Origin of the sequence: Natronococcus sp. A-GB1 (assembly GCF_029688845.1) — an archaeon.
Classification (GTDB): domain Archaea; phylum Halobacteriota; class Halobacteria; order Halobacteriales; family Natrialbaceae; genus Natronococcus.
Genome location: NZ_JARUKW010000010.1, coordinates 134,351 through 160,094, shown reverse-complemented (window position 1 = coordinate 160,094; position 25,744 = coordinate 134,351). Strand labels below are relative to the sequence as shown.

Genomic DNA, 25,744 nt, shown 5'->3' with positions numbered 1-25,744 from the left:
CCTGTCCACCGCTGGGGTGGGACTGAAAGGGGCCAGCCCCGTCGGCGAAGGCGGGCGACGCAAGCACCGCAGGGAGGGAGCGTCGCGACCGACCGAGGAGCACAGCGAGGCCCCCGAGTCGACGGGGCTGGGGGCTTTCATTGTGTTCGCGGTACCGCACCCGACTCTCCTCAGTCATCGCTCGCCTCCGGCTCGCTCGTGTTTTCGGCCGAGCTTCCCGAAGAACCCCGATTAGCCCAGTCGCCGTAGAGATACGAGCGCTCGTAGCCCGCGCCGGTGACGGCGTCGCCGATGACGACCAGCGCAGACGCTCGATACCCCGCCTCCTCGACCTTGTCTGCGATATCGCCGATCGAGCCGACGATCACGTCCTCGTCGGGCCAGGACGCGTGGTAGATCACGCCGACCGGGGTTTCCGGATCGTGACCGTCCTCGAGCAGCCGATCCATCGTGTCCCGAACGGCGTGAGTCCCGAGGTAGATGCAGGTCGTCACGTCGCCCATCTCGACGAAATCGGAGATGTGGTCCTCCTCGGCGCTCAGGGTCTTGCCCTGCGGGCGGGTGAAGGCGACGTGGTTCGCGACCTCGTTGAGCGTCAGCTGCGTCCGCAGGGTGGCGCTGGCCGCAAAGGCCGAGGTGACGCCGGGGACGAAGTAGGTCGGCACGCCCTCGTGCTCCAAGGCGTCCATCTGCTCGAGCGCCGCCCCGTAGATGGCGGGATCGCCGCTGTGCAGTCGGACCACGTTCCGACCCTCTTCGTATGCGTCCCGCATCAGCGGGATCAACTCCTCGAGGTCCTTCCCCACAGAATTGACGAGTTCCGCGTGGTCGCAGTACGCCTCGAGCAGCTCGCTGTTGACCAGCGAACCGGCGTGGACCACGAGGTCGCTCTCCTCGAGCAGTTCTCCCCCGGCCACCGTCAGCAGCCGCGGATCACCGGGACCGGCCCCGACGAAGGGGATCCCCGCCTGTTCGTCGCCCGCGCTGTGGTCGAAGACTCGATCGTCCAGTTCCTCCCGGCGACGATCCCCCTGCGCGTCGATCGCGCTCTGAGGGTCGCCGTCGTCTGTAGCTCCGTCGTCGTCCGTCTCGGTCGTCTCACCCATCAGTACCAGTGCTCGCTACAGTCGCCGTGTTCACAGCCCTCGGCACGCTCGAGGTCGACGAGCGTGCCGTCGACGTCCGAATCCTCCGGAAGGGAACGAAACTCGACACCTCGTTCGCGTCCGGACAACGGTCCGTTCGCCGACGGTCGCCCCGCGACGGTCGACTCGCTGCCGCCGTCCGCGATCGACTCGTCGCTCGAGGGACCGTCCGTTCCGTCGGTTCGGAAGGCCGCCGTCGCCTGCTCGATCTCGAGATCCGCCTTCTCGGCGTAGGCCAGCGTGTAGTAGTCCCGTTCGTCGATCTCGGCGGGGTCGTCGGTCACCAGCGTCTCGCCCTGCTCCATGAACAGTCGGCGGCCGTAGGTCACCTCGTAGCCCGCCTCGACGAGCCCCGCGTGGGTCGCCGGCGCGTCGGTGACCTTGAACAGAATCATCCGATCCGGCCCCGTGGGGCTCGCCCCGCTGGCTGCCTCCCGGAGCGAGAGCCCCGCGCCGGCCTCGATCTCGACGCCCAGCGCGGTCGCGAAGGCCGTCACCGCGCTCACGCCGGGGACGATCTCGAGGTCGATGTCGGGGTGGAAGGCGTCGATCGTTCGCCGCAGGTGACCGAACGTCGAGTAGACGTTCGGATCGCCGAGCGTGACGAAGGCGACGTCGCCCTCGCGAGCGTTGGGCGCGATCTCCGCGGCGGCCTCCTTCCAGGCCGCCCGAAGCTTCTCCTCGTCTCTCGTCATCGGAAACTCGAGGTCGCCGATCCGTTCCTCTGGGACGTGCTCGAGGGCAACGGTCCGCGAGAGTCGGCCCGGCGAGTAGACCACGTCCGCGTCCTCGAGAATCCGTTTTCCTCGGACCGTCACGAGGTCGGCCTCGCCGGGGCCGAGCCCGACGCCGTAGAGGGTCATCGCTGCGATCCCCCACCGTCGGCGGCGACTCGCTTTCCGTCGTCCCCGTCCGCGTCGTTGTCGGTCGCGCTGCCGACCAGCATGTACACCGGATTCTCCGAGTCGAAGCTCGTCGCCCCGGCGAGCTCGTAGCCGTGACTCACCTGGAACTGGACGACCTCCTCGAGGAGGTCCCGCTCGCGGAACGCCTCGGTCGCCCGGCCGGCGACCTCGAGGCGCGAGACGTTCATCACGACGCGATCGACGCCCGTCTCTGCGGCGTGGTCGAGCACGGCCTCGACGTTGCGGCTCCCGCCGAGAAAGAGCGCGTCGGCGTCCTCGGGCAGCCCTTCGGGGGCCTCCGCGTTCCGTAGTTCGACGTCGGCCCGCACCGAGTCGGCGTTCGCCGCGAGGTTCTTCTCGGTCGTCTCGAGCCGTTCGTCCTTCCGCTCGAGGGCGGTTACGCGCCCCGCCCGTCGCGTGGCCTCGATCGTGACGGCGCCCGTACAGGAGCCGACCTCGACGAAGTGGTCGTCCGCCTCGAGCGCGAGCTTCGAGAGGGTGACGGCCCGGACCTCCGCCTTCGTCGGCCCGGCCTTCGCGTCGTGTGGCAGCGCAATCGGTGGCATCACCAGTGGATGACTGGCGCCTCCACTAAAACAATTGTGTTTGGTTTAGATCAACTACTATTGGGCATTCTGAGTTTCGGTAGCGAAAGTTTCGTTGTATTCTCGGGGTGACTGAGGAGAGCGCAAGGACGGGCGTCGGAATCGGAAAGCGGAGCGGGCTACCGCTACACGGGTTGTCGCACCGCGAGCACCACCAGATCCGAGAAGGGGGTGTCCTCCGGACCGTCGCCGCCCGCGTGGGTCGACAGCTCGGCCACCGTGAACCGGTGGATCCGCTCGTCGTCGTGGGTTAGCTTCTCGCAGACCAACGCCTCGAGTTCGGGGTCGGCGCCGCGCTCGAGCAACAATGCGGCGAGGTCGCCGGGCATCCGATCGTACGGTCGCGGGAGCGCGAGCAGGTGGCGGCCGTCCTCGACGACGGCCCTCCCGAGTCGGTCGACGTCGTCCTCGAGGTCGCCGCTCTTGTGGAGCGTGACGAACTCGGCGTCCTCCATCGGGATCCGGGCGCGGCTCGCGGCCACCTGCAGCGAGGAGATGCCGGGGACGATGCGGATCGGGCGCTCAGGGGTCGCTCGTTCCACGGCATCCCGACGAGTGTGCGAGTCGGAGCTCGTCGAGCTCCGCTCGACGGCGTCCTGGACCTTCCCGACGAACTGATAGCCCGAGTGGTTGGGGTCTCCCATCGCCACGGCGGTTCCGGACTCGCCGGCGGCGACGCGCTCGCTGAATGCCTCGAGCGCTTCGGCCTCGTCCCGGTAGCCGCAGGTCAGCAGCTCGGCGTCGGTCAGCTCCTCGACGAACTCGACGACGGTGGTGAAGCCGACGACGACGTCGGCCTCCCGGATCGCTCGCTCGCCGCGGGGCGTGAGGAACTCGCGATTCCCGGGCCCGACGCCGACGACGTAGACGGGGTCGCTGATCTCCTCGTCGATGTCCGGCTCCGGGCTCCCAGCCGCGAACGTTGCCGGGTCCGGGCCTGCATCGAGGTCGTACCCGTCGCTCATCGATCCTCGTCGTCCTCGGTCGCGCCGTCGCTCGCTCGAGCGGCTCGCATCTCGGCCGCGAGATCCAGCTCGAGCTCGCCCGTTCGAACGTCGCTCGCGACGTGGATCAACTCGTTCGTCAGCGCGGCCGCCAGGCCGCTCCCACCGCGGCGACCGACGTTCGTGATCGCCGGCACGCCGTGCTCAGCGCTGACCTCGCGAACGCGCTGGCGGCTCTCCTCGGCCTTCACGAAGCCGACGGGCGTCGCGACGATCGCCGCGGGACGGGTGCCGTCCTCGATGCAGTCCGCGAGTGCAAAGGCGGCCGTCGGCGCGTTCCCGACGACCGCGATCGAGCCGTCGTAGACGCCGCGCCTGTCGAGTTCGAGTACCGAAGCAGCGGTTCGGGTCATACCCGTCTCCTTCGCGAGCTCGGCCCCGTTGCCGATCGCCTTTCGAGTCTCGCAGTCGTGGCCCCGACCCGTAATACCGGCCTTGGCCATCGTGATGTCCGTGACGATCGTCGCCTCCTCGAGCACCGCGCGGGCGCCAGCCCGAACGGGAGCGTCCTCGTCGTCGCCGAGTTCGTCGCCGCCAGTGAACTCGAGCAGGTGTTGGAACTCGATGTCGCCCATCGAGTGGACCGACTTCTGTCGAACCCGATCGGCGAGCGTCTCGTCGGGGACGAACTGCCTGACGATGTCCATGCTCGTCTCGGCGATCTCCATGGCGTTCTCCGTCGTCGCCCCGAGATCGGCGTACTCCTCGTCGTACTCTGGGTCGGACCCCGTGCCGGTCGGCCGCGCACCCTCAGTCATCGTTCGTCACCCCCGCACCGACGACCTCGTTGGTCGTCCGGGCCTCGAGGTCGCCCTCGACCTCGAGATTCAGGTCACGCAGCCGGTCGACGGTCTCCTCGTCGGCGTCCCACAGGTCCCGGTCGATCGCCTCGAGCAGCGTGTCGGTGATCGACTCGAGGGCCCACGGGTTGACGTCGCGCATCCATTCCTGGCGATCCTCGTCGAAGGCGAACTTCTCGGCGACCTCGTTCCAGAGGGTGTCGCTGACGACCCCTGTGGTGGCGTCCCAGCCCAGTGTCACGTCGACGGTCGTCGAGAGGTCGCCAGCGCCCTTGTAGCCGTGGTCCTCCATCGACTCGAGCCAGTCGGGGTTGAGCACCCGCGAGCGCATCGCCTTGCGGACCTTCTCCTCGTTGGTGTAGACGGAGACGTTGTCGGGATCCGAGGAGTCCCCGACGTAGGAGGCGGGCTCCTCGCCCGCGATCTCGCTCACCGCCGAGATGAAGCCGCCGTGAAACGCGTACCAGTCCGATGAGTCGAACTCGTCTTGCTCCATCGTGTCCTCGAGCTTCACGGTGGCGTCCACACTGGAGAGCCGACGCTCGAAGGCGTCGTGGGCGTCCGAGACCCGTCCGCGCGATCCCATCGCGTAGCCGCCCCACTGGACGTAGATGTCGGCGAGATCCGAGCGGTCGTCCCAGTTGCCCTCGTCGACGGCCTTGTTCGTCCCGACGCCGTAGCCGCCGGGTTTCGTGGTGAAGACCCGGTGTTTGGCGGCCGTGTGGGCATCGGACTCGTCGAAACCCTCCTCGGCCTCGAGTTCGGCCTGCTCCTCCTCGACGTGTTTTTTGACGTAGTTCAGCTCGTGGGGCTCCTCGAGATCGATCACGGCGTCGACGGCGTCGTGGATGACCCCGGCCGCGGCGGGGAAGGCGTCCCGGAACAGTCCCGAAACCCGCGTCGTCACGTCGATCCGGGGTCGATCGAGCTCCTCGAGCGGGATCGGATCGACGTCGTCGATCCGGCCGGCGTCGGTCCACTGTGGCTCGACGCCCATCATCGCGAGCACCTGGGCGATCGTCTCGCCGCGGGTGCGGACGGTGGGGGTCCCCCAGGCGACGACGCCAATCTCCTCGGGGTAGTCGCCGTTCTCCGCGTGGTGACGCTCGAGGACGCCCTCGGCGACCTCGCTGCCGACCTGCCAGGCGGGCCTGGCGGGTACCTTGCGGGGATCCAGCGTGTAGAAGTTCCGCGCCGTCGGCAGCAGATCGACGCCGCCGCGAGTCGGCGCGCCCGATCCGCCCGGCGGGACGTACTCGCCTGAGAGGGCGTCGGCGGTGCGCGGAATCTCGTCCTCGGCCCCCTGCACGCGCGGCTGAGCCTCCTCGCAGATGTACTCCAGCACCTCACGCAGGTCGTCGTGGGCGCCCGACGTCGCGCGAGCGTCGCCGATCGTCTCGAGATCGACGACGAGTAGGTTCATGTTCACCTCATCCCCGGGGTCAGCATCGCGTTCCGACTCCGGGATGTCGAACTCGTGTTTCGCCAGCGTCTCGACCAGCTCGAGACTCGTCTCCCGCACCTCGTCGGCGGCCTCGGCGTAGGTCATACCCAGCTCGTCGTCGTACTCGCCGGGCGCGTTCAGCATCCGCTCGTAGTCTACGCCGAGGACGCCCGCAACGCTCTCCCGGAGACTCGGCGCGCCGGGGTTCTCGAGGCGGGTGAGCGCGACGAGGTACTCGACGAGGCGGTCGCCGGCCGGTGGCTGGGACATGGTGTGGAGCCCCAGTCGGATCTGGGTCGACTTCACGTCCGTGAGGTACTCGTGGACTCGCTCGACGAGCTCGTCGATCTCGAGTTCGTCGCCCGTGACGTCGCCCTCGGCCAGGGTCGTGCCGGTTTCCTCGGGACCGCGAACGTCGGCCTTCTCGGTGATTTCACCCGAAATACCCAGTTCGACCGCGAGATCCAGTTCGTTGATTTTCTCCCGGATCAGCACCTCGAGGTGTTCGCCGCTGTCGGCGCGGGCGTCCTCCATCCCGGCCTCGCGGTACTGGTTCGCGAGCTCCTCGAGCTCGGCCAGCTCGTCGTACGTTCCGGCGGCCCGCATGACCGGTGTGAGATAGTCGACGATCGCCGCGTACGACCGTCGCTTGGCCTGCGTGCCCTCGCCGGGGTTGTTGACGATATAGGGGTAGACGTTCGGCAGGTCGTCGATCAGCTGGTCGGGCGCGCTCTCCCCGTTGAGTCCAACGGTCTTGCCGGGGAGCCACTCGAGGCTGCCGTGGGTGCCCAGATGGACCACGCCGTCGGCGCCGAACTCGTTGCGCAGCCAGCCGTAGAACGCGTAGTAGTCGTGGGGCGGCTGCAGGTCGGAGTCGTGGTACACCTTCGAGGGATCCATCCCGAACCCGCGCGGAGGCTGAACCGTGACGAGGACGTTGCCGAACTCGACGCCCGGAATTGCGAACGGCCGATCGGGAACGTCGCCCCACTCCTCGCGGACGTTCTCCTGAAACCGCTCGTCGGCATCGGCGAACCACTCGCCGTACTGGTCGGTCGAGACCACGTCGACCGAGAGGTCGCGGACGTCCTCCGGGGCGATCCAGCGGTCCTCGAGGGTCAGCTGCGAGGTCAGTTTTTCGACCAACGTCTGCCCGTCGTCGGGGGTCTCGCCACCGAGGTCGTACCCTCGAGCGTCGAGCTCCTCGAGCAGGTTCACCGTCGATTCGGGACTGTCGAGTCCGAACGCGGTGCCGATCCCGTCGTCGCTCGGCGGGTAGTTGTGAAGTACGACCGCGATCCGTTTCTCCTCGTTGGGCGTGTGCCGGAGTTCGGCCCAGTTGACCGCCAGCCGCGTCGCGTGGTCGATCCGATCCTCGATCGGGAAGTGATGTTTCGGCGCCGATCCGATGCCAGCCTCGTCGTCGGTGCGTTCCTTCCCCGAGACAGGGTGGGTGATGACGTTTCCGTCGAACTCCGGAAGCGCGACCGAGAGCGCGAGTTCGAATCCCATCACTCCCGTGTCGCTGCCCTCGTAGCGCGACCGGGAGCGCATCGTCGTCACGGTCTGGAGGACGGGGACGCCGAGTCGGTCGAGGAAGACATCTTCGGCGCTCTGGCCCTCATCACTCGCCGAACGGCCGCGCTCGTCCATCGACAGCGAGAACATGAAGGAGGAGAGCACGGCGTCGACGACCGGTTGCCCCGCGCCGTCCAGCAGCCACTCGTCGGTCACCCACTCGGCGTCCTCCTGCTCTTCCGTGTCTGTCGCCGGGTTGCAGAAGATCGGCAGCGCGTTCGCCCCCTGCTCCTCGAGCGCCCGGACCTGCGCGTCGACGTAGCGGGTGTTCTCGTGGGTCCAGTGCGATTCGTAGAACCAGACCGCCACGGTCGGCTTTCCCGGATCGTGGGTTTCGAGCAGTTCCTCGTACCCGACACCCGGATAATCGGGGTGGTAGACGCCCTCCGTGGGGAGTTCGGTCGGCTCCTCGTACGCGAGGTCGCGGTCGCCGTACTCGCTCGCGAGGAACCGACAACAGTTCTCGACGTTGATCGTCCCGCCGCGCTCGAGGTACTCACAGACCTCCTCGCGGTGCTCGCTGACGACCGTCGTATCCTCAAGGGCGAAGGCGTCGCCGGTCGCCTTGACGATCAGCGGAACGCTCGCCGCCTCGAGTGCCTCCGCCGCGTACTCGTAACCCGGCATACTATCTTCGGCGCCGTGCAGCCAGAAGATGGCCGCGTCGGCGCCGCGCAGTTCCTCGACGAACGCCTCGATCGCAGCCTCGTCCTCGAGGTCGCTCTCCGAGCGAACGACCAGTTCGACGTCCTCGAGACGTTTCGCTGCGCGTCCGATCGATCCGAGCTCGTTCTCCGTCGCCGTGTAGATCCCGATTCGTGCCATCGAATTTTTAAACCTCTGTTGTATTAGCGCAACTATGGTTGCAAACGCCGGGGGCAAAAAGCTGTCGTCAACCCCGTTTCCGGCGATCGTCGGCCAGTCGGAGCTCAAGCGCGCGCTGCTGACGATCGCTGTGAACGACGCACTCGACGGCGCGCTGATCGTCGGCGAGAAGGGCACGGCGAAGTCGACCGCCGTCCGTGGACTCGCCGATCTCCTCTCCGATCAGCGTGCTGTCGCGGACTGTCGGTACGGCTGCGCGCCCGACGATCCGACGCTACAGTGTGCCGACTGCCGGGAGCGCGATCCCGACGAGTTACCCGTCGAGACACGACCCGTGCCGCTGGTCACGCTCCCGCTCGGGGCGACCCGCGACCGGATCGTGGGAACGCTCTCGGTCGAGGACGCCCTCGCCGGCGAGGTCGAGTTCGATCCCGGGCTGTTGGCCCGCGCGAACCGCGGTATCCTCTACGTCGACGAGGTCAACCTGCTCGAGGACCACCTCGTCGACGTTGTCCTCGACGCGGCAGCCAGCGGCGTCAACACCGTCGAGCGAGACGGAATCAGCGTCGCTCATCCCGCGAACATCACGCTGATCGGGACGATGAACCCCGAGGAGGGCGACCTGCGCCCACAGCTTCGGGACCGGTTCGCCCTCCAGGCGACCGTCGAGGGCTGTCGGGACGTCGCAGACCGCGTCGAGATCATCGACCAGGCGATCGGCCGTAGCGCCGATCCGAATCCGACAGCGCACGCTGCCGACGTCGACCGGCTCGGCGAGACGGTGACCGAAGCGCGCGAGCGCCTCCCCCACGTCGACCTTCTGGAGGAGTTCAAAGCCGAAATCGCCGAGCTCTGTCTCGAGGCCGGTGTCGACGGCCACCGTGGCGACATCGCGACGGCCAGGACCGCCAGAACGCTGGCCGCTCTCGAGGGGCGAACGACCGTGATCCAGTCGGACGTCCGCGAAGCGATTACTTACACGCTCCCGCATCGCCTCCGGAGCACGCCGTTCGAGGACGAACCGGAGCTCGACGACCTGCTCGAGGATCGGTTCGACGAGGAGTCGTCCGACGAGACGGACGGAAGCGACGAGGGCGACGGGGACGACGAGGGCAAACCTGAATCCGAGGACGTCCGTGAGGACGAACCCGACGCCGACGAGGGCCACGACCGCGACCACGACGAGTCTGATAAGACCGACGGTAGCTCGGACTGCTCGAACGGCACGAACGACGGCGAGCGCGACGGAACGGAGCGCGGACGGCGACCGGGCGACGACGATCGTTCGGCTTCGACCGAGGCGGGACGAGCGACCGCGGGCGATCGCGACGGATCGGACGGTGAGAGCGAGGATCGTACAGAATCGAACGACGACGGCACCGATACCGAATCGAACGAGGATGGAGGGGACGCTCGACCGCTCGTTCCCGGCCGTCGGGCCGAGGTCGGCGACGCGAGCACGCCTGCGCTCGAGACGGACGAGGTCACGGGCGACCGCCGTGGCCGTACGGAAGGGAGCCGAACGACAGTTGCACCGGACACCGAGAACCGGGGTGCTCGCGTCAGGACCGAATCCGCGTCGGACGACGGCCCGATCGACGCCGCGGCGTCGGTCCGGTCCGCTGCGGCCCGTGGCGCGTCGGACGTCGAGATGGAGGACCTACGTCGGTCCGTGCGAGCCGGGAAGACGTCGACGACGATCGTCTTCACCGTCGACGCGAGCGCGTCGATGCGACCCGCGATGCGAACCGCCAAGGGCGTCGTACTCGAGCTGTTGCGGGACAGCTACCAGCACCGCGACGAGGTCGCGTTCGTCGCGTTCGCGGGCGACGGCGCCGACGTGTTGCTTCCGCCGACTGATAGCGTCTCCCTCGCTGCGCGCCATCTCAAGGAGCTGCCGTCGGGTGACCGAACGCCGTTGCCCGCCGGCCTCGAGACCGCCCGAGCGGTCGTCGAGCGATCGGCGTCGGAGGGGGCCGTCGTCGTCCTCGTTACCGACGGCAGGGCGAACGTCGCCGACGGAAGCCCGACGGACGCGACACGGGAGGCGGCCCAGAAGCTTGGGAGTGCTAGAGCGGAGCTCCTCGTCGTCGACGCCGGTGACGACCCCCGTGCCGGACTCTCGGGGCTCGTTGCCGACGAGGCCGACGGCGAACGCGTCCCGCTATCCGCTCTCTCACCGGAACTGGTTCGTTCGACCGCCGAGTCGGCGGGCGCCGAGTAACGCGCCTCGAGAACCGGTCGCCCGAAATGAACGACACCGTTATTAATATTCGGGGCTTGAAAGGTGTGAGAGTACAGCGATCACGCGTCGTTCCGCTCTCTTCCCTATCATGGAATCCAATCATTCTCCTCACTCCACCAGGGATGCAACAGCAGCGTTCGAGCACGAGCTCCAAGACCTGGTTCTCACCGCGTTCGGACACGGAGCGGCCGTCGAGGGAACGTGGGAAATCGTCTCTCCGGCCGCTGATGCTCCGAACTGGGGCGTAACGATCGAAAAGGATGCGCCGGACGACCGCCGCTTCGAGCCGACCGCTCTCGAAGAGTAAATCGTCGTTCTGGGAAGGTTTGTCAACCAGAGCCAAGCGCTCCGTTTGAGCAGTGGGCCAACGACAAAGGTTATAATTGCGCTTCGCTCATCCGAGGGTAGACGTACTCTACTGATGTTGGCTTTCGAGAGATGTTGGCTCGCGCTGTATCGGTGTAGTACCTCACTCGCCTATGATGCCCCACGCTCACGGTCCGAACCAACCTGGCGGGAATCGTTCCGAGATCACCCCGACGGAACTCTTCGTCGCGTTCTCACACGCACGTCGTCAGAAGACGGTCGCCTACCTGTCACAGAAGGCTGCGGCCATTTCGCTCGGGGATCTCGCCGAGTACATCGCGATCAAGGAGGAGAACCCGTCGTACGAGTGGTACGAGCGGATCCTCACCGATCTGGCACACCATCACCTGCCACTGTTGCAGGAGATGAACCTCGTCGACTACGATCGAGAAAGCGAGTCGGTCCAACTGGCCGTCGAACGATCCGTGGTAACGCCGTACCTGGATCTCGCTGGCTATACCGGTGTCTAAGTGAACGTTCAGCTGTCGGGTGAGACTTCTCCGGATCCCTGAACTGTGAAGTACCTCGGGGGCAAGCCTCGAGACACTCTCGCTGTCTCTCCGTAGAACAGCAGGGATAGTTCCACGGAGTACCCGTTCGGAGTTTCGCTCGAGCTCTATCTCGTTCCGGCGATCTTTGGTGCGATCTTCGTCCAGTTCGCGAGGGACGTCCCCAAAGTCGCGGCTATTGCTCTTTCGCTGGCGTTCGCTGTGAACCTGCTTCTGGAATTTGGTTACTTTGCGTTCCTACCCGGCGATCCGATCTACGTCGTTATCATTATCGCCGTCTTCGGGACGATGTTCATCTCCAAGTGGATGTGGGAACGAGAGATAGTAGAACAGGACAGATAAACGCCCCTCAGTAGCGTCGTCCTCAACGTGCGAGACGCTTTGAGAACGACACTCGTTACGCTCGTAGCAGTGTCAGTCGCTCACGTTACAGCTCCCGAGGTAAGTTTGCGTGCACCGACCGAGTCGGTCCACCGTTCTCTCCGTTCTGCAAACCGACTCGACCGGACGGTACCAGGACGGTCGTTTGGCCTGCCGTTCGGTACTCCCTACTCGTGGTCACAGAACCGCGGTGACGTCTACCGACGACCGAAATCGCGGGCTTCGGCTTCGATACCGCGTGACGAGAAACGAGTACGGTGCGGCTAACTGAGTTAGTTACATTCATCAGCACTCTAATTCAGCCGGAGTACGCCTAATCCATACTGATCGTTCGAACTATCGGCCGTCCTTATTACCCCATTCGGCCGTACCTGAGTTGCACTATGACAGATCGAACCCTGAACCGTCGCCGGATGGTGTCACTCGTTGGCGTAGGTGCGGTAGTGGGACTGGCAGGCTGCGGGGATCTCGGAGACGAAGGACCGGACGAGACCGAGGGGGAGGAGACGAGCACCGACGGAAACGAAGACGGCGGAACGGACGAAGACGAAACGGGGGACGATACCGGCGACGACGAAAGTGAGGATGACGACGGCGGCGACGAGGGGGACGAAACCGACAACGGAGACGACGACGCCGAAATTCAGGAGGTAGAGGGGTACGGCCGCGATACCGACGCCGAGGACGAGGGTGGTGAAGGAGACGACGAGGACGGTACGTAACTGGCGCCACAGAACTCCCCGAGAATTAAGAACTAATACGGACGCGATCGGTCGCAGAACGCCTCGATCGTGGCGGGAACTCGGCGAGCCGAAAGCTCGAGTTCGTCAGAATCCTTGACCCCGCTACGCCCGCCGAGGCGCAGGAAAAGAGACCGCTGAAAGCGCGAAATCGATACGTTGTCGAGCTACCTGGTGTCGGTACACTCAATCGGTTGGCCCGACAACATACCGTATGCCAGTCGAAGACGACGACGGACTCCGGGAGATCCTCGAGCTAGAGCGGGTCGCCGTGGTCGGAGCGTCCACCAGTTACGAGAAAGCTGCCCACATTGTCCCCGCGTTCCTTCAGCGAAAGGGCTACGAGATCGTTCCGGTCAACCCCTACGCCGATGAGGTATTCGGACGACCCGCTTACGCCTCACTCTCCGACGTCGAGACGAGCATCGATATCGTGCAGCTCTTCCGCCCGAGCGACGAGGTCGACGACATCGTCGACGCGGTACTCGAGCGTGACGACGTGCAGGCGGTCTGGATGCAACTCGGTATCAGCAACGAGACGGCCACACGACGGGCCGAGCGCGCCGGAATTAGAGTTGTTCAGGATCGATGCATGAAAGCCGAGTACGGCATGCTCATGCACTGACTGTCTCGACGGTTCGGGGCCTCGGAAGGGTAACTCGTCGGTGCACGACTCACACAGCGTACGAGGTGACGTGAAATCGTGAGGAAGACGGGGAAGCCAAAAGCCGACTCAGCGTAACGGATGGGGTATCGTTTTCGTGGATCGATGGGGTCGAGGGCACTCGCCGGTGGTCGGAAAACGACCTCATCGTCCGAAAGGACCAGTATCGAAGAGACGAAACGTAGTACCGATGGAGGAAACGCACGAGTCGTACGACGACCTCGCGGCCGCGGACTGGCTTCACCTCACCGACGGCGAGCAGGTTCAGTGGGCGGGCCGTCCCTCGTGGCTGACGATCGCAGCCTCGGTCGCGTTCGGGATTGGTCTCGCGGTGCTCGGGATCGTGCTTACCGTCTGGCTTTCGGGGGTCATCACTGGCGAGACCGTCCCGTCGTGGGTGGCGTATCTGCCGCTGGTACTGGTCTTGGCCGGCGTCGGACAGGTGGGCGCGACGTACCTCAACTGGCTCCGGCTGCTGTACGTCATCACCGACGAGGAGATCTACGTCAAACACGGGCTCATCTCTCGAGACGTCACGCAGGTCCGCCTCGACAGGGTCCAAAACACCGGGTACAACCAATCGGCACTCGAGCGGGCGCTCTCGTTTGGCGACGTCGTGGTATACACGGCCGGAACGTCGACCGACGACGTCACCTTTCGCAGCGTTCCGAACCCGGAACGAGTCAAGCGAACGCTTACGCATCTGCTGAGCGAGAGCCGAACGCCCCAACCTAACGACGATCTCTGAGAGGGCGGCCGCGGTTTGCACTCGTGCGCTCGCTCGAAAGTGAGACGCGAGGAGCGTCTCCCTCGGCTCGAGCAGGTCTTCGGACTGACGCCCGCTCGATGGCGAACTCGCCGTGGCCGGTCGGACCCGGCCGGAGGCGGCTACGTATCGGGACGGAAGAGGGCGCAGTTCGGACACCAGACGGAGTTGTCCGCCCGAGCGATCTTTCGTCCACCGCAGTCGGTACATCGGTCTGTTGCGTACTGTGCCATGTAATACGAACGACACCAGTCGCTAATATGCTTTCCGTAAGACACTCACACACATACCAGACGGTCTCGAACTCGTACCGAACCGACGAGACGACGCGAGATACCAGTGTGAATACGCCGACCGGCGACTTCGGAAAGTTCATCGGAAGTGCGGTGTGGCTCTTTTGCAGACCTCGGCGGTTCGGGCCGGCTCCCTACCGTCCCGCGACGTGGTTTTAGGTGGGCTCCCTCTGTGGAACGTCGCCGTCCGACGAGTCCTCGGTCGGGTAGGTCTCCGTTTCCTCGGCGTCGGCCTTCGCCGTCAGCTCCCGGAACTTCTTCGATCGGCGCTCGAGGAAGTCGACCGTCTCGCTGTCCGGCGTCAGTTCGCGGGACTCGATCAGGAACGTCGTGATCACGACGGTCTTCACCCAGGGTCTGAGGACGCCGAGGTAGACCGTCAGGCCAATCCCGGCGACGGCGACCCAGCCGAGGATCTCGAACGTCGGCGAGAGGCTCCCGAAGACGGCGGCCAGCGGCGTCAGCGCCAGCAACAGTCCGAACGCCACCGCGTACATCCCGAGGATGATCGCCAGCGTCGAACCGAGGATCGACTTCCAGGTCTTCGCGTAGAGGACGACGCCGTCTCGAGCCGCTCGCCAGTTGTTCTCCTCCTCGGCGATGAAGACGTAGGCGATAATCGCCTCGTCGATGTAGGAGGCGGCAAGTCCGATCGCCTTCCGGAGGACAGTGAGGATGTTCGAAAGCGTCGGAACGAAGCTCACCAGATTCGACAGCGAGATGGCGGTGTTGTTGAACTGTCGGATCGCCGCCTTCACCAGCTGATCGACGACGAACAGGGCGTTGGCCTCCTTGAAGTGCGACCGCACCTGTCCGGTGCCGAACGCGAGCTGGTTTCGCGGCGTCTCGCCGGTCTCGACGATGTGGGCGATGACGGCGACGTGACCCGCGGCGACCATGTAGAGGACGTACCGTCGGGCGAAGCGCATCGCGGCCAGGAAGATCAGAGTCGCGACGAGCAACCCGATCCCACCGATGGGTCCGGAGATGGTTCCCGCGTCGAGCAGCGTCAGTACCAGCCAACCGACGATCCCGAAGTAGACCACTGTGACGAGCCCGAACAGGATCCCGACGGCGATCCGCAGCGCGACGAACGGGAGCGTCTTGAGGAAGACGCTCGTCGCCTTCAGGAAGTGCAGAACCATCGCTACGCCCTCCACCGGCTCGTCGGTGACGACGAGGACTCCCTCGCCGAAGTCGTCGTGCGGTTCCGTACCGTGGATGTCTCTCGTGTTAGCATGCTATCTCCCAGGTTATCTCCCCGCCGTCGGGGTCGTGTTCTACGTCGTCGTTCATGTGGGACGAGGGCTCGAGGTGGAGGCTGCCCGACGTGCCGCTGCCGAGTTCGAATTCGATCTCGTCGACGGTCGTCCGGGCACTGTAGGCTTCGACCTCGCCGATCGTCTCGCCCGGGTCACCGGCCGGAAACGCGATCTCGACCTCGACCACGTCTGACTCTGCCGGGTCATCGCGTTCGACGAAGAACTCTATACCCGCCTCCATATCACGGACGCCGATCATTTCGTTCTCCGGCGGGAAGGTCCTGCGCCCGTCACAGGAAGCGTCGTCGTCGGTGTATGTATCGCCAAGGAACGTAATCTCCGCGGTCCCGACACTTCTCTCGCTCTCGTCGGTACCGTCGTCGTCACTGTTGCTGGTCGGCTCGTCGCTCGTTTCCCCGCCTTCGTCGTCGTTGCTCTCGTCGCCGTTCTCGTCTCCGCTGAAGCACCCGCTCACGAGTGGGACGCTCGCAACGCCCAGTGCTCGGAGCACCGTTCGCCGATCGATCCTCCTATCGTCCCTCCGGCTCGCCGTCGTCCCTCCAATCGATTTCGTTGTCATCCTAGTTCCCGCCACTCGGTTCTCCATACTCGAAGAGCTCCATCTCGAGCAGCTGCTCGCCGTTCTCGTCGTAGTACGCGACGAACGCCGGAAACGCCAGGTCGGGTGAGAGACAGCTCTCGTGGACGACCGTGCCGTCGATTTCGGTCACGGCCACGTAGCAGTCGGTCCCGACGTAGGAGTCGGTGTCCTCGACCGCGTAGCGGAAGCTCCCCTCGTCGGTCGCGACCCGCCACTCGTAGCCGAGGTACACGCCCTCGTCGGCGACGACGTACGGCGAGTGCAGCCCCGAGCCGATGAAGATCGCCGCCGGCGTCGTCAGTAGCTCCGAGAACACCTCGTCCTGGGTGCCGGTTACGGTTCGGGCGAACTCGTCCCCGCTTTCGAACACCAGCTCGGTGTCGACGACGAGCTGGTCCTCCCCCGCGTCCTCGACGATCCAGCTGAAAGTTCCGGGGCCGTCCTCCTCGGTCTCGATGCGGTACTCGTAGCGCTCGCCCGGCTCGAACTCGTACAGCCGCCACTCCTCGTCGGTTTCCGGCGGCTCCTCGGGCGTCTCGACGTCGATCCCCGTTCGATCTCGAAGCTCGTCGCCCGCCCGATCGCTGGCCTCGCTTCTCGCCCGGTTCGTGATGTCGTCGACGCTGAGACAGCCGCTCAGCGCGGTGAGCCCGGCGATCGCGACGAACGAACGCCGGCGCACTCCCATCAGACGTACCTCTCTGCGATCTCGCCGGCGACGGGGAGGGCGTATCGCTCACCCGTAACCGCCTTGTACGTCAGCAGTACCCAGAGAATAAACCCGAGGGGAGCGAGCACCAGGAACGTCAGCATCGAGATCGCCAGTGAGAGCATCCAGCCGACGAACGGCAGGAACTCGAGGACGAACCCCATCATGAATACGCCCATCCCGACGGCGAAGAAGCCGCCGAAGACGACGATGCTCTGTGCGGCGTGGAAGCGAACGAACTCGTTTCGATCCTCAAGGAGGTAGAACAGCACGGCGATAAACGGTGCGAAGAGGTAGACGAGCGCTCCTGCGATGTTCTCGCTGAGGCCACCGACGACGGTGCTGTCTTCGGTATCCACAGCCGAATCGGAAACTGTCGGTTCCGTGTCGGAAGATTCCGTCTCCGTCGTGATCGCGTTCGAGTGATCGGTTCCAAGCTCCCCATCGATTTCAGTATTATCGGTTGACATTTAATTGCCTCCTGATTCTTCCCCGGACCGTCTCTCGTCGACGAACGTGCGGGGAAGACGTTCACGCTGCGTTACTCTATTGGATCTTCCAATTAAGAAGCGTTGTCACATAATACGACGTACCAGTCCCGGTTTCGGTATGATACCGAGCGTCCCTGCACAGTCTCCCTCCGACATATGAAGGTATTCGATTCTTAACCGTGCTTCCTCGAGCCGTTCGGTACGGAACTTCCGCAACGGCCGAAAAGCGCACTTAGAGCGGCTTTTATGCGTATTCTAGTGTCATTCGAATCCATTATCAAAGTCGTTGATAGTCGGTGCGTGCCGGGTTGTACGACGGTTGGACAATCGGTGTGCGACTGAGTCCAATCGTTGCGACGTTCGGACCGCAAGAACGTGGTTCAATCCCATGGAGCGTTTCGCTCTCCGGTATCGGCGGTGTGCGTTTCGCTGAAAACTTCGAGGACGACCTTGAGCATCGCCAGAAGGACCGGACCGAGTATCAATCCCAGAAAGCCAAAGAGGTAGAGTCCACCGATCACGCCGACGAGGACGGTCCCTGGATGCACACCGGACCCAATATCGACGAGGAAGGCACGCAGGTAGTTGTCGACGATCGAGAGGACCGTAACGCCGTACGCTAACAGGAGGAGTGCACCGACGGGATCACCGACGAAAAGAAGGTAGCCGACTATCGGCAACCAGACCAGCCAGATCCCGATCGCGGGCAGAAATGAGACGACGACCATCACGACCGACCAGAACGCGACGTTCGGAACGCCCAAGAGGTAGAGTCCGATTCCGCCCAGCACACCCTCCGCGAGCGCGACGAGAACGTGACTGATCAGTACTGCCCACGTGACGCCCTCGATTTCGGCTACCAGTTCCGTTCGCGTCTCGTCTTCGATTGGTGCGACCGCACCCATCCAACCGACCAACCGCCGCCCGTCGACGAGGAAGTAGTACAGAAGAAAGACAAGTACCAGGATTCCCAGACCGACGCGAAAGCTCGTGTCGAGCAGTCCGACTAGCTCCTGGAGGACGAATTCGATACCCTGCTCGAGGAACCCCTCGACCTCCGCGCTCAGGAATTGCTCTATTTCGTCGACGGTCGCGTCGTCGATTCCCAGCCCGTAGACCGTCTCCTGGACCGTCTCGGCGATCGCCAGGTCGTCGAACTCCTCGAGGAACGAGAGAACGGTCTGAAGAACGATAATGGAGACGAGGAGTAACGGAAGAACGGTGGCAACGACACCGAAGAGGGTTACGACGCCCGCCGATATGCGCGGCGAAATCGTGAGCGTCCGCCCTCGAATTTCGACCGTACGAGCGGCGAGTCGGTCGTGAACCGGAAACAGGACGAACGCCAGCAGCGCGGCCGCGACGATATATTGCAGTAGCGGGAGCAAGAGCAGGGCGCTTATGACGCCGAGAAGCGCGACGAGAAACAGCATAAACACGACGCGGAGATCCATACCCACCCATTCCGAAACGACCTATTTAGCCCTTAATACTTCAGCAGGTGTTCGACCAGATACGCCGATATCGGCCCGCTAGCATCTCGTCGTGCTCGTCTCGGATTCGAGGTCCTCCAGGTATCGTTTCGGGACGTAGGGCCGGATGCCCGTCGGTATTCGCCGAGCGACGACGGTCGCGAGATCGGCGAGACGCCGCCTGAGCGCGGTGTAGGCGGCCCCGACGACGACGATCCCGAGCACGACCCACCGGAACTCGCCCTCGAGCGTATACAGAAGCGGGAGCGCGAGCGTTACCGAGAGCATCAGATCCGTCGGCGAGCCGTCGTATCGAACCAGGTAACGTGGCGGAATCCAGGTTCGGCGGTAGTGATCGTACACCGCCCGGTCGGACGTCCCTTCCCACGGGCGCAACTCGAGTCCGCTCCCGAGGACGTCGGTCACACAGTGGAGAGCGGCTGCGAGCAGAAAGACGGCGACGGCGACGGTCGCTCCCGTCGGAACGAGTACCGCGACGCCGATCGCGAGGACGGCAAGCACGCTGTAGTACACCGGGAAGTGGAGGGTTTTGCGGTGGCCGGCGTACATATCGAGGTCGGGAAAGATCCCTCCGACCAGTCCCGCTCCGAGCGCCAGGGGAGCAAACTCCGGAGCGACGACTAGCAACGGCAACGCGAGTGCCATGCCGCCGAGAGCGTGGGTCGGAAGCATCATAGTGACCCTACTAAGGGGACAGAAAGGCTTCAACGTGTCGGGTAACCCGTTCGAATTCGTCCCGGCAGGAACGTAGTACCCCCTCCAAACTCCTATATGAGGGTGGTGAGAAGGGAGCGGACGAGATGGCTCTCGATACGACGCTGGCCGAGTTGGTGCTTACGATCGGTCCGCCGGTGCTCGTGCTGTTGTACTTTCTCGAGGGGCTGTGGATCGGAAAACTCCTCCACCCATCCGTTCTCCTGATTCTGTATCTCGTCGTTACGGAAGCCGGACTGCTGGTTACGGCCGTGGTTTCCGTCCTCTGTGTCGTTGCCGCGACGGCGGGACAGTGGGTTCTGTACGAGGGCTTCAGAGGTGAGCACGAGGACAGAAATCAAGCCAGCCGCGTCGTTCGATACGTCGACCGGATCCCAGTCGTCGTCAGACGTCGCCTCGGTCGCAAACGGATGTCGTTTATCAACCGCCAGTTCGACCGGTACGGCGGAAAAGCGATCTGCGTCTCGAACGCGACCCCCGGGTTCCGAGGGCTGATGACGGTCGTTGCCGGATTGAACGGCTACCCGCGGCACCGATTCGTGCTCCTCTCGGCGATCGGGAACGGGATATACATGGTAATTCTCGTGGCGGTCGCGAACGGTCTGTTGGAGGCCATCGACTTTCTCCCGGAGTACGATCTCCTACGCATCTGACTCGTCGACACCGAATCGGCTCTCGAGTTGCGCCGCGAGACTCTCGGAAACCTCCGTGAGGTACACCGTCCCCCACGTCGCGACGATGATCGCACCGAGCGTGTTGAACAGCATATCGACGATCGTATCGTCGATTCCGTGTTGTGCCAGTACGGGCTCGATACCTAACAGGAGCGCGCCTTGATCGACGAAGAACTCGAAAATCTCCCAGACGACACCCATCGAGAGCACGAATACGACGGTAAACCCGAACAGCGCCCATCGCGGAAGATGAATGTCCCGCCCGTGGAGGTGGATCGCTCGAAGGGTGGCGTAGCCAGCAGCCGCGACGACCGTTGCCGACAGCGTGTGCGTCAGGTTATCCCAGCGAGCGATCGCGTCGTACAGTCCGGCGGTGCCGAGCGCGTGAAGAAAGACGGCGCTCGTCACCCACAGTGCGAGTCCGGGTTCGATCGCGATGTGGTAGTCCCGGTCCAGTACCGCCGGGACAAAGGTGATGACCAGCGCGATTATGGCGTTGGTCACGACGGGAAGTTGGAGGTTCCAGACACCGTAGGCGAGGACGCCAACGAGGACGAACTGCATCAGCCGTACCAACTGGAGCTGTCGTCGCTTTGCGACCCCCAACCGCTCGCTGAGCACGACTCCCTCGATGTCCTCGCCCTCGGCTCGGGGCGTCGAGGAAGCGGCCATTCGAGGCGATGTACGCGCGCCTGCGTTACGGAAGTACCAGTAGAAGATCGCTCCCGCGAGGAGTCCGGCGATAGTCGCGTAAATGAACTCGATCATCACCGCCGCGTTGATCGCGTCCTGGGTCCGTCCGTCGAGCAAGAACGCCGTTCCGAACAGAACGTCCGCCGACCAGCGAACGATGTTCAACAGGCCGCTCATCGCGAGGGTAAACAGTACGGTGAGAACGATGGCAAACCACGGAACGAGGCGGAGTGACGTGAACCGGTGTAGTTCGACCGCCATCAGCAGTCCCAGTGTGGCGAGTGCCAGACTCGGGACCACGGCCGTCATCAGCGGTCTCGGTGCGAACGCCTCCCAGAGGATGGGAAGACAGATCAGCCCGACGAAGTACCACGGCGGCATCAGCGTCGGATCGCGGAACTTGACCGCCGGAGCCGCGATCACGACGACCGCGATACCACTGAACAGCACCGATTCGTACCGACCGAGGAGAATCCCACCGACGAAGCTCGCTCCAAGTACGGCGAGGAGTAGCCACGAGAGCGCCGTGTTTCGGGAGGACTCGACGAACAACGCCGTGAGCCTGTCGACTTCACTCATCGACACTCGGATTCGGACGACCTTCACCGCACAGTGACTCGTGAACGACCATACTGACACCAGCGTTTTTCTGACCTAAAGAGATCCCGTTTCAAACAGTCCAGAGGGGTTCGGTCGACGGTTCGAGGTCGCCGGCCGCTATTCGTCGTAAAACGCCGCGAACACCTTCTGCTGAGCCGCGCGGAGATGTTGCAGATACGTCGAGTGGGAGATACCCAGGCTGGTCGCGATATCGGTCGCCGACGAGCGGCGCGGCTGCTCGAAGTAGCCGTGACGGTAAGCCGCCTCGAGCGCGACCGCCTGTTTTTCGGTCAGCTCGCTCGTTTGGATCGCGGGCGCCCCGTCGTAGTCCGTCCAGTCGCGTTCGGCGGCCGATAGCACCGACACGTGGCCGTACCGGTCTTCGAGGCGATCGATCAGCGCGCCGAGGTTCTCCCTCGAGGGGAGTTCGATCCGAAGCACCGCGCAGTCGGCAGTGACCTGGGTCGATCGGATGCGCGCGTTGAACGGAGCAAGGGCCGACTCCGGCGTCGGACCGTCGACCGTCAGCCGAAACGAATCGGCTTCGGCCCGCCGGACCGGGACGGCCTCCCGGACGGCCGGGTGATCAGCGGCGGCGTCGCGAAAGTCCTCGGTGGAGCCGCCGCGGACGGAGACGTACTGGACGACTTCGCCGTCGCCGCTCGAGTAGGTACTGTGAACGACCAGCTCTGGCTCCGACGACTCGGCGCCGACGACGGCGACGATCTCGCTCAGGTAGTGTGAGCCGTCCCGGAGTTCGATCCGGGCCTCGACGCCGTGGTCTGCGGTGAGCGCCTTCCGGGCGTCCATGTGATGGATCGCGTAGCCCACGGTTGCCGCGAGATCGCGGAGGAACTCGTGCTCCGCGTCGTCGATCGTGTCTGGTACGGCTCGGTAGGCCGCTAGAACGCCGTAGGTGACGTCATCATAGCCGACCGGAAGCGCGATCGCCGTCCGAAAGCCACGCTCGAGGGCCAGCTCCCGCCAGCCGGTCGGAAACAACGTCTCGAGGTCGGGGATAACCTGCGTCGTTCCGGTCCGGGCCGCCCAGACGCTGGGTTCGCACTCGTGTTCCGCTCGCTCGAGCGAGAGTTCGACGTCCTCGACGTACATCCGATCCCCGGCGACGGCACGCGGCTGAAGCCTCGCGTCGACGACCGTCCCGAACCAGACGAGATCGTACCCCTGTCGAGCGAGTTCGGTGACGACGGCGTCCTCGAGGTCCTCCCGGTTTCGGGACGCCACGAGCGCTCGCTGGAGGTGTCTGTTGAGGTTTCGCTCTCGCCGGTGGCGAACCTCCTTCAGTCGCTTCGTCGTAACGTCCCTGATTGAAAGCATCGTCGCCGGGGCGCCGTCGTACACGAGTTCACACCCCGTGTACTCGCAGTGAGCGATCGTCCCCTCGCCGGTCACCAACCGAAAGCGGTGAATCCCCTCCGTGAGGATTTCCCTGTCGATCCCGCGAAACCGTTCCCGGTCTGCCTCGTGGACGAAGGCGTCGACGAACGAGGTATCGACGAGGTCGTCGACGTTCGAGTCGGTGAGCTCGGCGAAGCGCTCGTTGCAGAACAGGATTCGGTCGTCTCGGAGGATCACGATCGCGTCGCGGCTCTGCTCGATCACGGTCCGGTAGCGCCGTTCGCTGTCCTCGATCGCTTGTCGCAGTGCGCGGCGTTCGACCGCGCTTTTGATCTTGCCGGCCAGAACGGGTGTCTGGTCGACCTTGGGATCCTTCGGGAGGTAGTCGGTTACGCCGGCGTCGATGGCCCGCGTTGCGATCGTCTCGCTTCCTTCGCCCGTCACAAGGATGATCGGCAACTCCGGGCGACGCTCTCGAACGCGCTCTACCAGCTGGATTCCGTCGGCCTCCGGCATCCGGTAGTCGACGACGAGACAGTCGTGGTCCGCCCCTCGAAGCACGGAGAGCGCCTCGTTCGCACCGAGGGCCAGCTCGACCCGGAACGACGGATCGCGCCCCTCGAGTTCGTCGGCCATGAACGTCGCCCACCGCTCGTTGTCGTCGACGAGCAAGACCTCGATCGGCTCGAGGAACGGCTCCCCTCTGTGATCGTCGGTCGGCGGTTCAGTCATTCGACCACCCAGTCACTTCGTCCGACGAGCGTTCGCTCTCCATCACCGTTCCGGTTCCAGCCGAGGGGGCAGAATCGGTAACCGTAACGGTCTGTGCGCCCTCCGGTTTACGGTCGCCGTCGGCACGTATCAGTCGGACGGTCACGGTCGATCCGGTCGGCCGGTTCTCCGCGACCGAGAGTTCGGCTCCGTACCCCTCGATCAGCGATCGAACGATGTAGAGCCCGTAGCCCGGACCATCGTACTCCGAAAGCGGAGTTGCTCCGGTGAGCAGCTCCGTCGGCCCCTCGGGGAGGCCGGGACCATCGTCGGCGATCGCGACAGCGATCCGGTCGGCGGACTCGGCTATGGTGACGGTCACCTCGGGTCGTGGGTTGTCGCTGTGGACGATCGCGTTCGTCAGGAGGTTGTAGAACACCGACGAGAGCATCTCGTCGGCGTACACCGTCGCGTCGGGGAGTTTGGATTCGACCTCGATTCGTGCGTTATCAAACGCGGCCGCCACGATATCGAGTTCCTCCTCGAGAACCGGCTCGAGTTCGACGGGTCGCGGTTCGCGCTCGCGCTGGTCGATCGTCTGCAGGAGTTCGCCGACCGTCTCCGTGAGATCGACGACGTGCTCGCAGTTCCACCTGATGCGGTCGGTGTGCGCCGCGAGCCGGTCGTGAACCTCGGGGTTGTCCTCGCGCAGCCGCTCGAGTTCGGGTTCGACACGACGTAACAGCCCTAGGACGAGCCCCATTTCGTTTCTGATGTCGTGGCGAACCAGCTGGTTCAACAGCTCCCCCTGCTCGTTTCGCAACTCGAGTGACCGTTCGTAGCGCTTCTGGGCGGTGACGTCCCGAAGGACGATCACTCGCCCCACGGTCGTCTCCTGGGAGTGCAACGGCTGCGAGCGGAGCTCGAGGAACCGATCGCCCTCGGGCGTCTCGATCTCGACTGTCCGTACATCGTCCGTTTCGTCACACAGCTCCGGAAGGACGGCGTCTACGGGTTTGCCGGTAAACGGCGGCGAAACGCCGAGCAACTGGCCGACGCTCTCGTTCGAGTGGACGACCCGTCCGTTCGAATCGAGAACAAGGACGCCGTCGGGCGAGTTACGCATCGCGGTCGTGTACGCGATCGGTGGCAGATCCAGCAGCCGGTACCGGAACGTCGCGACTCCGAGTGCGGCGACCGAGAGACCCGCCGCCGCCGGGACGAGGTTCACACCCTCCCGATCGAACAGCGGAACCCCCGTGATCGTGAGGAAGCTCGCACCGATAGGAGCGACGACCGCGACCGTCAGGAGGGCGGCCTGCGGGTAGTACGTTCGGCCGGTTCGAACCGACTCGGAAAGTACGACGGCGAGCGTGAGGGCAGCCATGAGCGCGGCGTAGACGAAGCTCAGGGCGACGTGTGCCGGGCCGCGATCCGCTCGCCAGACAACCAGCCCGTCGGCGTCGACCATCCGCGTGTCGATGATCGCTACGTCATACGGGTTCGTGAGCAAGAGCGCGACGAACGCGACCGGTACGACGAACACGCCGACGGAGAGCGAGCGCGTAAGCCAGCGGGAGCGATCGGTGTACGCAAGCGCGAACAGCAACAGGAGGGGACCGACGGCGGCGCTGCCGACGTGAAGCAACTGGTAGCTTCGGAACTGGACTGCCGGGTCGGTACTGAGGAGTTTCAGCGCGGAAAACCCGGTCCAGATCGCGATCGCACCGGTCATAGCGGCGAACGCCAGCAACGTCGGCGATCGTCCGCGGCGCCGAATGCGGGCAACCGCGTACGTACCCAGCACGACCGAGAGCGCCGTCGCGAAAAGAATCGGGTACGCGTAAACAGTATGTTGCCACGCCATACCACGCTTCTCGAGCGAGACTGATATAACGATACCGGTGACTCTTCGTTTCCCGGTCAGATCGTTACGCGGCAGTTCTGGAGGAAGATGCTCCCGGTCGTACCGAGCCGAGCGTCCTTTCTCACAGCCACACTCAGGCGAACGAAACCGTTCGAGTGTTCCTATAGAAATCGTTCTTGAGAATTGATGTTACCGGCAAAGTAGCGTTAGGTGTACATTATACAGATGGATGAGTGCTCGAGCCGGTCGTCTTCCGAGAAGTATCGGCTCGAGCGCGTCCAAAGGGTGTAGAGCTCTTTT

Annotated in this window: 22 protein-coding genes; 7 read left to right on the top strand and 15 right to left on the bottom strand. The window is 64.5% G+C overall.

Translation table 11 applies throughout. The features are described from left to right. Window positions 1-170 precede the first annotated feature (170 nt). The 6 genes from QA600_RS13270 to cobN all read right to left on the bottom strand — a co-directional run bounded on the left by QA600_RS13270 (window position 171) and on the right by cobN (window position 8,306). Entirely contained in the window at window positions 171-1,106 is a 936-nt protein-coding gene (locus QA600_RS13270) for an SAM-dependent methyltransferase (protein WP_278292422.1), read from the bottom strand. Beyond that, entirely contained in the window at window positions 1,106-2,008 is a 903-nt protein-coding gene (locus QA600_RS13265; RefSeq protein ID WP_278292421.1) for a cobalt-factor II C(20)-methyltransferase, read from the bottom strand. Before QA600_RS13265 ends, QA600_RS13270 begins: the two co-directional genes overlap by 1 nt. Then, a complete protein-coding gene (gene cbiT / locus QA600_RS13260) occupies window positions 2,005-2,616 on the bottom strand; it encodes a precorrin-6Y C5,15-methyltransferase (decarboxylating) subunit CbiT (protein ID WP_278292420.1) in 612 nt (203 codons plus the stop codon). The genes QA600_RS13265 and cbiT overlap by 4 nt, the downstream gene beginning before the upstream one ends. A gap of 164 nt (window positions 2,617-2,780) precedes the next feature. Next, a complete protein-coding gene (locus QA600_RS13255; RefSeq protein ID WP_278292419.1) occupies window positions 2,781-3,620 on the bottom strand; it encodes a cobalt-precorrin-7 (C(5))-methyltransferase in 840 nt (279 codons plus the stop codon). Next, on the bottom strand, window positions 3,617-4,417 hold the full coding sequence (locus QA600_RS13250) for a precorrin-8X methylmutase (RefSeq protein ID WP_278292418.1): 801 nt from the start codon (window positions 4,415-4,417) through the stop codon (window positions 3,617-3,619). The genes QA600_RS13255 and QA600_RS13250 overlap by 4 nt, the downstream gene beginning before the upstream one ends. Next, window positions 4,410-8,306, bottom strand: coding sequence for a cobaltochelatase subunit CobN (cobN, locus tag QA600_RS13245; protein WP_278292417.1), 3,897 nt, complete (start codon window positions 8,304-8,306; stop codon window positions 4,410-4,412). The genes QA600_RS13250 and cobN overlap by 8 nt, the downstream gene beginning before the upstream one ends. A gap of 34 nt (window positions 8,307-8,340) precedes the next feature. On the opposite strand from cobN, the gene QA600_RS13240 reads away from it, so the two are divergent. From QA600_RS13240 to QA600_RS13215, 6 genes are all read left to right on the top strand, one after another. Next, window positions 8,341-10,530 (top strand): VWA domain-containing protein, encoded by a 2,190-nt coding sequence (locus QA600_RS13240; RefSeq protein ID WP_278292416.1) that lies wholly within the window; start codon window positions 8,341-8,343, stop codon window positions 10,528-10,530. A 109-nt stretch (window positions 10,531-10,639) separates the two neighbouring features. Next, window positions 10,640-10,858, top strand: coding sequence for a hypothetical protein (locus QA600_RS13235; protein WP_278292415.1), 219 nt, complete (start codon window positions 10,640-10,642; stop codon window positions 10,856-10,858). A 175-nt stretch (window positions 10,859-11,033) separates the two neighbouring features. Next, window positions 11,034-11,387, top strand: a complete 354-nt coding sequence (locus QA600_RS13230; RefSeq protein WP_345782028.1) for a hypothetical protein — start codon at window positions 11,034-11,036, stop codon at window positions 11,385-11,387. Between the two features lie 863 nt (window positions 11,388-12,250). Further along, a complete protein-coding gene (locus tag QA600_RS13225) occupies window positions 12,251-12,529 on the top strand; it encodes a hypothetical protein (RefSeq protein WP_278292413.1) in 279 nt (92 codons plus the stop codon). 232 nt (window positions 12,530-12,761) lie between these two features. Beyond that, entirely contained in the window at window positions 12,762-13,172 is a 411-nt protein-coding gene (locus tag QA600_RS13220; protein ID WP_278292412.1) for a CoA-binding protein, read from the top strand. A gap of 229 nt (window positions 13,173-13,401) precedes the next feature. Continuing rightward, a complete protein-coding gene (locus QA600_RS13215; protein ID WP_278292411.1) occupies window positions 13,402-13,959 on the top strand; it encodes a PH domain-containing protein in 558 nt (185 codons plus the stop codon). 466 nt (window positions 13,960-14,425) lie between these two features. On the opposite strand, the gene QA600_RS13210 is transcribed toward QA600_RS13215, so the two are convergent. The 6 genes from QA600_RS13210 to QA600_RS13185 all read right to left on the bottom strand — a co-directional run bounded on the left by QA600_RS13210 (window position 14,426) and on the right by QA600_RS13185 (window position 19,498). Continuing rightward, on the bottom strand, window positions 14,426-15,415 hold the full coding sequence (locus tag QA600_RS13210) for a hypothetical protein (RefSeq protein WP_278292410.1): 990 nt from the start codon (window positions 15,413-15,415) through the stop codon (window positions 14,426-14,428). A gap of 88 nt (window positions 15,416-15,503) precedes the next feature. Beyond that, entirely contained in the window at window positions 15,504-16,112 is a 609-nt protein-coding gene (locus QA600_RS13205) for a hypothetical protein (RefSeq protein ID WP_278292409.1), read from the bottom strand. A 1-nt stretch (window position 16,113) separates the two neighbouring features. Further along, window positions 16,114-16,821, bottom strand: a complete 708-nt coding sequence (locus QA600_RS13200; protein ID WP_278292408.1) for a hypothetical protein — start codon at window positions 16,819-16,821, stop codon at window positions 16,114-16,116. Beyond that, window positions 16,821-17,312 carry a hypothetical protein gene (locus tag QA600_RS13195; RefSeq protein ID WP_278292407.1) on the bottom strand — a complete coding sequence of 164 codons (492 nt, stop codon included), beginning with the start codon at window positions 17,310-17,312 and terminating at the stop codon, window positions 16,821-16,823. Before QA600_RS13195 ends, QA600_RS13200 begins: the two co-directional genes overlap by 1 nt. A 401-nt stretch (window positions 17,313-17,713) precedes the next feature. After that, window positions 17,714-18,787, bottom strand: coding sequence for an AI-2E family transporter (locus QA600_RS13190; protein WP_278292406.1), 1,074 nt, complete (start codon window positions 18,785-18,787; stop codon window positions 17,714-17,716). A 78-nt stretch (window positions 18,788-18,865) separates the two neighbouring features. Next, on the bottom strand, window positions 18,866-19,498 hold the full coding sequence (locus QA600_RS13185; protein ID WP_278292405.1) for a metal-dependent hydrolase: 633 nt from the start codon (window positions 19,496-19,498) through the stop codon (window positions 18,866-18,868). A 128-nt stretch (window positions 19,499-19,626) separates the two neighbouring features. Between QA600_RS13185 and QA600_RS13180 the strand changes: the two genes are divergently transcribed. Next, on the top strand, window positions 19,627-20,193 hold the full coding sequence (locus QA600_RS13180; RefSeq protein ID WP_278292404.1) for a membrane-associated protein: 567 nt from the start codon (window positions 19,627-19,629) through the stop codon (window positions 20,191-20,193). Here the strand turns inward: QA600_RS13180 and QA600_RS13175 are convergent. The 3 genes from QA600_RS13175 to QA600_RS13165 all read right to left on the bottom strand — a co-directional run bounded on the left by QA600_RS13175 (window position 20,182) and on the right by QA600_RS13165 (window position 25,444). Beyond that, complete coding sequence (locus QA600_RS13175) at window positions 20,182-21,486, bottom strand: hypothetical protein (protein ID WP_278292403.1); 1,305 nt, start codon at window positions 21,484-21,486, stop codon at window positions 20,182-20,184. The genes QA600_RS13180 and QA600_RS13175 overlap by 12 nt on opposite strands. 138 nt (window positions 21,487-21,624) lie before the next feature. Beyond that, the gene (locus tag QA600_RS13170) at window positions 21,625-23,598 is read right to left on the bottom strand and encodes a bacterio-opsin activator domain-containing protein (RefSeq protein ID WP_278292402.1); all 1,974 of its coding nucleotides are present in this window, start codon (window positions 23,596-23,598) and stop codon (window positions 21,625-21,627) included. Next, window positions 23,591-25,444 (bottom strand): histidine kinase N-terminal 7TM domain-containing protein, encoded by a 1,854-nt coding sequence (locus QA600_RS13165; protein WP_278292401.1) that lies wholly within the window; start codon window positions 25,442-25,444, stop codon window positions 23,591-23,593. The genes QA600_RS13170 and QA600_RS13165 overlap by 8 nt, the downstream gene beginning before the upstream one ends. Window positions 25,445-25,744: the final 300 nt, after the last annotated feature.

What these genes read in the sequence shown, in the direction of transcription:
- QA600_RS13270 (WP_278292422.1), bottom strand. Translation starts at nt 1,106, where the DNA reads ATGGGTGAGACGACCGAGACGGACGACGACGGAGCTACAGACGACGGC.
- QA600_RS13265 (WP_278292421.1), bottom strand. Translation starts at nt 2,008, where the DNA reads ATGACCCTCTACGGCGTCGGGCTCGGCCCCGGCGAGGCCGACCTCGTG.
- cbiT (WP_278292420.1), bottom strand. Translation starts at nt 2,616, where the DNA reads ATGCCACCGATTGCGCTGCCACACGACGCGAAGGCCGGGCCGACGAAG.
- QA600_RS13255 (WP_278292419.1), bottom strand. Translation starts at nt 3,620, where the DNA reads ATGAGCGACGGGTACGACCTCGATGCAGGCCCGGACCCGGCAACGTTC.
- QA600_RS13250 (WP_278292418.1), bottom strand. Translation starts at nt 4,417, where the DNA reads ATGACTGAGGGTGCGCGGCCGACCGGCACGGGGTCCGACCCAGAGTAC.
- cobN (WP_278292417.1), bottom strand. Translation starts at nt 8,306, where the DNA reads ATGGCACGAATCGGGATCTACACGGCGACGGAGAACGAGCTCGGATCG.
- QA600_RS13240 (WP_278292416.1), top strand. Translation starts at nt 8,341, where the DNA reads ATGGTTGCAAACGCCGGGGGCAAAAAGCTGTCGTCAACCCCGTTTCCG.
- QA600_RS13235 (WP_278292415.1), top strand. Translation starts at nt 10,640, where the DNA reads ATGGAATCCAATCATTCTCCTCACTCCACCAGGGATGCAACAGCAGCG.
- QA600_RS13230 (WP_345782028.1), top strand. Translation starts at nt 11,034, where the DNA reads ATGCCCCACGCTCACGGTCCGAACCAACCTGGCGGGAATCGTTCCGAG.
- QA600_RS13220 (WP_278292412.1), top strand. Translation starts at nt 12,762, where the DNA reads ATGCCAGTCGAAGACGACGACGGACTCCGGGAGATCCTCGAGCTAGAG.
- QA600_RS13215 (WP_278292411.1), top strand. Translation starts at nt 13,402, where the DNA reads ATGGAGGAAACGCACGAGTCGTACGACGACCTCGCGGCCGCGGACTGG.
- QA600_RS13210 (WP_278292410.1), bottom strand. Translation starts at nt 15,415, where the DNA reads ATGGTTCTGCACTTCCTGAAGGCGACGAGCGTCTTCCTCAAGACGCTC.
- QA600_RS13205 (WP_278292409.1), bottom strand. Translation starts at nt 16,112, where the DNA reads ATGACAACGAAATCGATTGGAGGGACGACGGCGAGCCGGAGGGACGAT.
- QA600_RS13200 (WP_278292408.1), bottom strand. Translation starts at nt 16,821, where the DNA reads ATGGGAGTGCGCCGGCGTTCGTTCGTCGCGATCGCCGGGCTCACCGCG.
- QA600_RS13195 (WP_278292407.1), bottom strand. Translation starts at nt 17,312, where the DNA reads ATGTCAACCGATAATACTGAAATCGATGGGGAGCTTGGAACCGATCAC.
- QA600_RS13190 (WP_278292406.1), bottom strand. Translation starts at nt 18,787, where the DNA reads ATGGATCTCCGCGTCGTGTTTATGCTGTTTCTCGTCGCGCTTCTCGGC.
- QA600_RS13185 (WP_278292405.1), bottom strand. Translation starts at nt 19,498, where the DNA reads ATGCTTCCGACCCACGCTCTCGGCGGCATGGCACTCGCGTTGCCGTTG.
- QA600_RS13180 (WP_278292404.1), top strand. Translation starts at nt 19,627, where the DNA reads ATGGCTCTCGATACGACGCTGGCCGAGTTGGTGCTTACGATCGGTCCG.
- QA600_RS13175 (WP_278292403.1), bottom strand. Translation starts at nt 21,486, where the DNA reads ATGAGTGAAGTCGACAGGCTCACGGCGTTGTTCGTCGAGTCCTCCCGA.
- QA600_RS13170 (WP_278292402.1), bottom strand. Translation starts at nt 23,598, where the DNA reads ATGACTGAACCGCCGACCGACGATCACAGAGGGGAGCCGTTCCTCGAG.
- QA600_RS13165 (WP_278292401.1), bottom strand. Translation starts at nt 25,444, where the DNA reads ATGGCGTGGCAACATACTGTTTACGCGTACCCGATTCTTTTCGCGACG.